Here is an 8,543-nt window from a genome sequence, read left to right as displayed (position 1 = left end):
GTCACACCTGTTCCCATGCCGAACACAGAAGTTAAGCTCTTTAGCGCCGATGGTAGTTGGGCTTACGTTCCGCGAGAGTAGGACGTTGCCGGGCAAATATTTATAAATGGATGCGATGAGCCGCACTCGAGACCTGTTAGGTCTCTTTTTTTTGCTTGAAAATTGTGAGAGGAGATATAACATGAAAAAGTATTTTGATGTGATGTTTAAAGTGAATAAGAACAATCTTGCAACTAAAAAAGCATTTATGCAAGCTATTATTGTTTTTATCATTTTAGCTGGAAGTGTATTACTTGGAAGATTCGATCTAGGACTAACTGCGTTATTAGGATCATTTAGTAATATATACATTATTAATGGGTCATATCCTTCACGAATTAGAAAAGTTATAGCAGTTTCTATAGTATTAAGTGTTTGTATCATGTTAGGAACGATTACAATAACGATTCCATTTTTATATGCATTAGTATTAGGACTTATAGGGATGATAGGTCATTTCGTTTTAAAAGCTTTTCAAATACCTGGTCCTTCTTCTTTATTCTTTGTACTTACATATAGTGTAGCTTCTATTATGCCAATTATGCCTGAAGATTTCCTAAACAGAGGATTACTTGTTTTATGTGGTGGTATTGTCAGTACAATTGTTGTAATTGTTGATGCAATGTTTAATCATAAAAAACCGGAAGCTGAAAGTGTATCAAATATTTATAAAAATTTAGCATATTTAACTGAAAATTTTAGTGGGAAAAAATTTGATGATGCACGTAGTAATACTTTAAATGCGATACATCATGCAACAAATACTTTGACGACAGCTAATGCTTTTTGGAATAAAACGCATGGTTATAATAGAATGTTGCAGTTAAAAGGGCGCGGTGAAGCTATATGGTCTGCTTGTTTAGAATTATCTTCTCAAGGTTATAAAGAGTTACCAATAGAAATAAGTGAAGCACTTACTTATATTCAGCTTAGAATTGCAGGAAATGAATCTGCTCAATATGTACCGATTAAATATGATGGAGAGAGCTCTTACATAAAGTCATTAGCTGAATTAATTAATGATACAGTCATTATTCTTAACGATAAGAATTTACAATTTGATAAACAAATTATTTATAGAAAACCGATGTACTCAAGAATTATTAAAGAAAATTTATCAAGAGATTCATTAGTTTTAATGTCTTCGATGCAATATGGAATTATATTATTTACTTCAGTTATTATTGCATTTGGTATGGGGTTTGAAAGAGCATATTGGATACCAATATCTTGTTGTTCTGTATTATTAGGTTCATCATCACTCTCTACAATCCAAAGAGCATTGCAAAGAACAGTAGGTACAATTACAGGTATGTTAGTCGCAATTTTAATTTTATCATTTGAGCCTAATACATGGACGATTGTCATACTAATGGCCATCTTGATGGGGACAGCTGAGTTATTAGTCGCATTTAATTATACAATTGCAGTCACATTCATCACGCCGAATGTTCTTTTAATGTCAGCAGCAATCACTCAACATTTCGATACATATTTAGTGATGCCAAGAATTGTTGATGTTGTAATTGGTTCAGTAATAGGTTTAATTGGTGTACTGATAGTAGGAAGAAATCAAGCATCTAAAAAATTACCTAAGACGATTAATAATACGTTAAAACTACAAGCAAGTTTGTTTCATGCAATATTTTCTTCTAATAAGTATCATCATAATATTGCAAAATCAAAAGTCATCACAGATTTGCACACTGAGATCATGAATACGAAGGCAATGTATCAAGCTGCGTTGAATGAAATGGATAACAAAGTTAAAAAGATTGAATATGTTTATCCGATTATATTTACAGTTGAACAATTAGCATTTACGTTAGAAAGAGCTTATGCACAAGGTAAGATTACGACGCTATCAGACCATGACTTAGGACTTTATTTAGCGACTTATGAGAATATTTGTAAGAAAGTGGTCTTTAATGCAGACTATGAAAAAATTGATTTACCAGAATTAAAAGAATATACAAGTATTAGAAATGAACTAATGAAATTACAAAGTTTAAGTCATAGCAAATAAAAAAAGACTTCGCGATGAAGTCTTTTTTTATTTGGTTAAACATTCTATTAAACTATTGATATGTGTTTTGGCATCTTCAATATTAATACCACCGAATCCGAGAACAAAGTGAGGTTTCTCATCAGTTTGTTTAAAGCGATAATGAGAGAGGGGTTTAATATCGATATTGCATGCTTCAATTTTTCTTATACATTCCTCTAAAGATAAACCATTATGAACATTTAATATAAAATGCATTCCCGTTAATTCCCCTGAAATCGAAAAGGTTTCAGGGTATTTTTTGAGTTGTTCGAGTATGATATCTCTTTTAGTTCGATATATTTTTCTCATGCGATTTAAATGTCTTTCGAAATGTCCTTCATTCATAAACCTTGCTAACATATATTGTGTATGTCTTGGTACGGTGCCACCTTCTATGTTTGTCTTTTTGTGATATAAAGCAATTAAATTTTTCGGAAGTACAGCATAGGCCACACGTAACGAGGGCGAAATAGATTTAGAGAACGTACTAACATATATGACGCTATCTGAATGATCTAAACTTTGTAGAGCTGGTATCGGCCTTCCACTATATCTAAACTCTGAATCATAGTCATCTTCAATAATAAAACGATTGTCTTGTTCTGAAGCCCATTTGATGAGTTGTGTTCGTCGTTTTAAGTCCATAATGACACCAGTTGGAAATTGATGACTTGGCGTTATATACACAACATCACTATCCGTCTTGATAATTTGCTCTATATCAATCCCATTTTGCGTAACGGGGATAAAGTCAAATGGGATATGTTTTCTTTTTAATAAATCTCTCACTTGTTTGTATAATGGATCTTCTATCATATATTTAGACTCTGAAATGATATCCGTAATAATGGATAGTAACTGCTCTGTTGACGACCCAACGACAATTTGATCTGGAGAACAATTTACGCCACGACTATGAAAGACATAATAACTGATTTCTTTTCTTAAATTAAAATCACCTTGTTTATGGCCACTATCTAATAAATCTATTTGCTGTTCATCAAATGCTTCTTTAGCGTATTTTCTAAAAAGGTCATTCGGGAAATGCGTTTTGTCTATTGCACCTAGTTTAAAGCTATATTGATACTTTTGTTCTTCTATATAGTGAGCTTCAGGAATCTTGGATTTATAGGTTACCGGTAGATTAACGATATCATTAATATAAAAGCCAGAACGATTTTTACTATAGATATAACCTTCATCGCAAAGTAGTTGATAAGCGTGTTCTATCGTTGTTTGACTTACTGATAAATAATGACTTAATTGCCTTTTTGAAGGTAATTTTTCGTTATACCTCATAACGTCGTTAATAATGTTTTTTTTAATATTTTCATATAGTTGTATGTATATAGGCGTATTAATCTTCCTATTGATGTCGAACATGAGCATTTCCATTTTATTCACCTCGAAAACTGACCACTAATTATTTGATAAATCTGACTCTTTTACCAGTTCAGAATTTAGTATAACCTACTAGTAAGCGATTTAAAAGGAGGAAGTTTTTCGATGTCAAAAATTACTGGTTCAGATAAAGTTAAAAGAGGTATGGCAGAAATGCAAAAAGGTGGCGTAATCATGGATGTGGTTAATGCCGAACAAGCTAAATTAGCTGAAGAAGCAGGTGCTGTTGCTGTAATGGCATTAGAACGCGTACCATCTGATATTAGAGCAGCAGGTGGGGTAGCAAGAATGGCTGACCCACGTATTGTAGAAGAAGTTATGAATGCTGTATCTATTCCTGTTATGGCTAAAGGTAGAATTGGTCATATTACAGAAGCACGCGTATTGGAATCAATGGGCGTTGATTATATTGATGAGTCAGAAGTGTTAACACCAGCTGATGAAGAATATCATTTGAAAAAAGATGAATTTACAGTGCCATTTGTTTGTGGTTGCCGTAATTTAGGTGAAGCTGCACGTAGAATTGGTGAAGGTGCTGCAATGTTACGTACGAAAGGTGAACCAGGAACTGGTAATATAGTTGAAGCAGTTCGTCATATGAGACAAGTGAACGCAGAAGTGCGTAAATTAGTTGTGATGAGTGACGACGAAATTATGACTGAAGCTAAAAATATTGGTGCACCATATGAAGTATTAAAAGAAATTAAAGATTTAGGTCGTTTACCAGTTGTAAACTTTGCAGCAGGTGGGGTTGCAACGCCAGCTGATGCTGCGTTAATGATGGAATTAGGTGCTGATGGTGTATTCGTTGGATCTGGTATTTTCAAATCTGAAGCTCCAGAAAAATTTGCTAAAGCAATTGTTCAAGCAACTACACATTATCAAGATTATAAATTAATTGCTGAATTGTCTAAAGAATTAGGACCAGCTATGAAAGGTTTAGACATCAATCAATTATCATTAGAAGAACGTATGCAAGAGCGTGGATGGTAATATGAAGATAGGTGTCTTAGGTTTACAAGGTGCTGTAAGAGAACATATAAAGCATATTGAAAAAGCTGGCCATGAAGGTATTACAATTAAGCATGTAGAGCAATTAGATGAAATTGATGGTTTAGTCTTACCTGGTGGAGAATCAACGACTATGCGTCGTTTAATGGATTTATACGGCTTTACAGAAGCACTAAGAAATAGTTCATTACCTATGTATGGAACTTGTGCTGGGTTAATACTTTTAGCGAAAGAAGTAGTTGGCCAAGAAAGTCATTTAAATAAATTGGACGTTGTAGTTGAGAGAAATTCATTTGGTAGACAAGTAGATAGCTTTGAACAAGATTTAGATGTTAAAGGTATTGAAGAAGCGGTTAATGCCGTATTTATACGTGCACCTCACATACAATCAGCTCATGAAGGTGTTGAGGTATTATCTAAGGTCGAAGATAGAATTGTAGCTGTAAGACAAAATCAATACTTAGGTATTTCATTCCATCCGGAACTTACTGAAGACTACAAAATAATGGCGTATTTCATTGAAGAAATCGTAAAACAATACCAAACAGAGCAAGTATAACAAACAAAAAAGCAGTCTACAGAACGATTATTGTTCTGTAGACTGCTTCTTTTTATTATAAGAAAAATCCTGCGATTGTAGCTGATAAGAATGATACTAATGTTGCACCGTATAATAATTTAATACCGAAGCGCGCGACATTATCCCCTTGTTTGTCATTTAATGATTTAACAGCACCCGCGATGATACCAATAGAACCGAAGTTTGCGAATGAAACTAAGAATACTGAAATGATACCATTTGCTCTTTCTGAAATATCTGCATCAGGTAGAATACCCATCGCAACAAATTCATTTGAAAGAACTTTAGTAGCCATAATACTACCTGATTGTACTGCATCTGCCCAAGGAACCCCTGTTAAGAAGGCAAATGGTGCAAATACAAATCCGATTAATGTTTGGAAGTCCCATGATACTGAACCGCCAGAAACGAAACTTAAAATGTTAGATGTAACACCATTTAATAGTCCGATTAATGCAACATAACCGATTAACATTGCTGCTACGATAACGGCAACTTTGAAACCATCTAAAATATATTCACCTAACATTTCGAAGAATGATTGTTTTTCTTCTGATTCTTGAATCATGATGTCGTCTTCTTTTGGATCTACTGTATATGGATTAATAATGGATGCCATAATAAATCCACCAAATAAGTTTAATACGATAGCTGTTACAACGTATCTCGGTTCAACCATCGTAAAATATGCACCAACGATTGATGCAGATATTGTAGACATAGCTGAAGCTGTTAATGTATACATACGATGTTTAGGAATTAATGGAAGTTGTTTTTTGATAGAAATAAACACTTCTGATTGACCTAAAATTGCAGATGCGACCGCATTATATGATTCTAATTTACCCATACCATTAACTTTAGAAATAATTAAACCTAAATATTTAATGATAAGAGGTAAGATTTTAAGATATTGTAAAATACCGATAAGTGCTGATACAAACACAATTGGCATTAATACGTTAAGGAAATAAACTGAAACAGGCTTATCTGTCTTAGGATCGATATTTGCAATACCCGCAAATACGAAGTTTATCCCTTCCATAGCTTTTGCTATGATGTAGCCAAAACCACTTGAAATACCACCTATGATAGTTAATCCACCTGTTGTTTTTAATAATAAGAAAGCAAATATAAACTGGATTACGATCATTAATCCTATATACTGCCATCTAACACGCATTTTATCAGAGCTTACTAACCATGCTAGAAATAGGAATAATAAGATACCGATAATCCCGATAATATAATGCATAATTGACACACCTTTCCCTTCGTTTATACTCAATCATAACCTACCTTATATGATAACTTATTTCTTTTGAAAGCGGTATAAAATTTTAAAAATTTTTAAAGAAACAAATTAATTGAAATAATAAACAACAGAACATATAATATAGTCAAAGAAGGTCAAAAGAGGTGATGAATTAATGCACAACATGTCGGATATCATTGAGCAATACTTAAAGCAATTGCTAGAGGAGGCTCAAGGAGATGTCGTTGAAATTAAACGTGCACATATTGCTGAAAAGTTTGATTGTGTACCTTCCCAATTAAACTATGTTATAAAAACAAGATTTACAAATGAGCACGGATACGCTATAGAAAGTAAAAGAGGCGGCGGTGGTTACATTCGTATTTCAAAAGTTGAAACGAATAGTCAATCAGCATTCATTAGACATCTAATTGAATTGACAGGTGATCAAATCTCACAAGCAAATGCATTTAGAATTGTGGATGGTTTGTATGAAAATGACTTAATTACAGATAGAGAGAAAAAAATGATTGTTCAAACGCTTCATAGAGATACATTGCAAATAGAAATACCATATAGAGATATTATTCGAGCAAATATATTGAAACGTATACTTGCCGTCATACATTATAGTTAAAAAGGAGTGACAGTATGCTTTGTGAAATTTGTGGTAAAGAAGAAGCAACAATTCAATTAACATCAACAGGTAAGAAACATAAAACAGAACAATGGATATGTAAAAACTGTGCTTCAGAACATTTTTATTTTCAAGATGATCATATGAGTGATCAAAATTTGGACCAAGAATTTGTTGTGAACCAATTTCTACAATATTTAGTAGGTAAACATGGTATTAACTTTAAACAAGTTCAACCACAAGAAGAAAAGCACTGTCCTACTTGTGGCATGACTTTAACAGATATTGCTAAAGTTGGTAAGTTTGGTTGTCATGACTGCTATGAAACTTTTAAAGATGATGTACCGCAAATTATTAGAAGAGTTCAAGCGGGCAGTGGGGAGCATACAGGTAAAATACCTGTATCTTCAAGAAGTAAAATACAACTCAAACAACAAATTGCAGAGAAAGAAAAAATACTCCAAGGCTTAATTGAAGAGCAAGCCTTTGAAGATGCAGCAGTTGTAAGAGATGAAATAAAAGCATTGAAAGCAGAAGGTGAGGTCGAGTAAATGGAAGAGCATATGAATGAACATATTAGCGATTGGATGAAAGAAACAGAAGACACGCCAATTGTCATGAGTTCTAGAATAAGACTTGCACGTAACCTTCAAGACGAAGTTCATCCGCTCAAATATGAAGAAGATGACGAAACAGGCAACAAAGTAATAGAAAAAGTGAGTAAAGCATTATCAGAATTGAAATTGACTAAGTTATCAGATTTAAGTGAACTAGATCAGAATAAACTCGTGTTCAAACATCTTATTAGCCCAGCACTGACAAAACAGAAATTTGGTGCAGTATTATTAAATGAAGATGAATCAACAAGTGTTATGATCAACGAAGAAGATCACGTTAGAATACAAGTTATGGGCCATAATCTCGTGCTAAACGAGTTGTATGAAACAGCATCTAAATTAGATGATGAGCTTGATAAACATCTAACGATTTCTTATGATGAACAACATGGATTTTTAACGACTTGTCCAACGAACATTGGAACAGGGTTAAGAGCGAGTGTTATGTTGCACTTACCTGGCTTAAGCATCATGAAACGTATGAAACGAATTGGACAAGCTATCAATAGATTCGGATATACGATTCGAGGTATTTATGGTGAAGGTACAGGTGCACTTGGTCATGTGTATCAAATATCTAATCAATTAACACTTGGTAAGACTGAAGAAGAAATCATTGAAGATTTAACACAAATTGTTGAACAAATCATTAGTGAAGAAGAACAAATTAGACAAAGACTTGATCGCTTTAATCATATGGAAACAAAAGACAGAGTTCATCGTGCGAAAGGTATATTGAAATCTGCACAATTAATATCTGTTGAAGAAGCTTCATTAAGATTAAGTGAAATGAAACTGGGTATAGATTTAGGACATATCGAGAGTAATAACTTTAATTTTGATAATTTAATGGTTACAATACAAACACCATTCTTTGAAGGTAATGACTCGGAACAATCTGTAGATGAACAAAGAGCAACCTTTTTAAGAGAACATATATAAAATAGGAGGTTAGT

At 33.3% G+C, this 8,543-nt stretch carries 8 protein-coding genes and 1 rRNA gene; 7 read left to right on the top strand and 2 right to left on the bottom strand.

Annotated elements, in window-relative coordinates; genetic code table 11:
* Positions 1-94 (top strand): 5S ribosomal RNA (rrf, locus tag LQ622_RS10975); the annotation flags it as partial.
* An 87-nt stretch (positions 95-181) separates the two neighbouring features.
* Complete coding sequence (locus LQ622_RS10970; RefSeq protein WP_239740184.1) at positions 182-2,065, top strand: FUSC family protein; 1,884 nt, start codon at positions 182-184, stop codon at positions 2,063-2,065.
* 27 nt (positions 2,066-2,092) lie between these two features.
* On the opposite strand, the gene pdxR is transcribed toward LQ622_RS10970, so the two are convergent.
* Positions 2,093-3,481 carry a MocR-like pyridoxine biosynthesis transcription factor PdxR gene (gene pdxR, locus LQ622_RS10965; RefSeq protein ID WP_204188306.1) on the bottom strand — a complete coding sequence of 463 codons (1,389 nt, stop codon included), beginning with the start codon at positions 3,479-3,481 and terminating at the stop codon, positions 2,093-2,095.
* A gap of 111 nt (positions 3,482-3,592) precedes the next feature.
* On the opposite strand from pdxR, the gene pdxS reads away from it, so the two are divergent.
* Positions 3,593-4,480 (top strand): pyridoxal 5'-phosphate synthase lyase subunit PdxS, encoded by an 888-nt coding sequence (gene pdxS, locus LQ622_RS10960; RefSeq protein WP_025904838.1) that lies wholly within the window; start codon positions 3,593-3,595, stop codon positions 4,478-4,480.
* 1 nt (position 4,481) lies between these two features.
* Positions 4,482-5,057, top strand: coding sequence for a pyridoxal 5'-phosphate synthase glutaminase subunit PdxT (gene pdxT, locus LQ622_RS10955; RefSeq protein ID WP_037589905.1), 576 nt, complete (start codon positions 4,482-4,484; stop codon positions 5,055-5,057).
* A gap of 55 nt (positions 5,058-5,112) precedes the next feature.
* On the opposite strand, the gene LQ622_RS10950 is transcribed toward pdxT, so the two are convergent.
* Positions 5,113-6,333 (bottom strand): NupC/NupG family nucleoside CNT transporter, encoded by a 1,221-nt coding sequence (locus LQ622_RS10950; RefSeq protein WP_037589906.1) that lies wholly within the window; start codon positions 6,331-6,333, stop codon positions 5,113-5,115.
* A 175-nt stretch (positions 6,334-6,508) separates the two neighbouring features.
* On the opposite strand from LQ622_RS10950, the gene LQ622_RS10945 reads away from it, so the two are divergent.
* The 3 genes from LQ622_RS10945 to LQ622_RS10935 are packed head-to-tail and all read left to right on the top strand — an operon-like array spanning position 6,509 to position 8,529.
* Positions 6,509-6,970, top strand: a complete 462-nt coding sequence (locus LQ622_RS10945; RefSeq protein ID WP_025904841.1) for a CtsR family transcriptional regulator — start codon at positions 6,509-6,511, stop codon at positions 6,968-6,970.
* A 14-nt stretch (positions 6,971-6,984) separates the two neighbouring features.
* On the top strand, positions 6,985-7,521 hold the full coding sequence (locus LQ622_RS10940; protein WP_025904842.1) for a UvrB/UvrC motif-containing protein: 537 nt from the start codon (positions 6,985-6,987) through the stop codon (positions 7,519-7,521).
* Positions 7,522-8,529, top strand: coding sequence for a protein arginine kinase (locus LQ622_RS10935; protein ID WP_025904843.1), 1,008 nt, complete (start codon positions 7,522-7,524; stop codon positions 8,527-8,529). It abuts the gene before it with no gap.
* Positions 8,530-8,543 lie beyond the last annotated feature (14 nt).

Source organism: Mammaliicoccus sp. N-M50 (assembly GCF_022386995.1).
GTDB lineage: Bacteria > Bacillota > Bacilli > Staphylococcales > Staphylococcaceae > Mammaliicoccus > Mammaliicoccus sciuri_A.
Note: the sequence above shows the minus strand (reverse complement) of the source record. Positions and strands in the feature narration are given on the sequence as shown.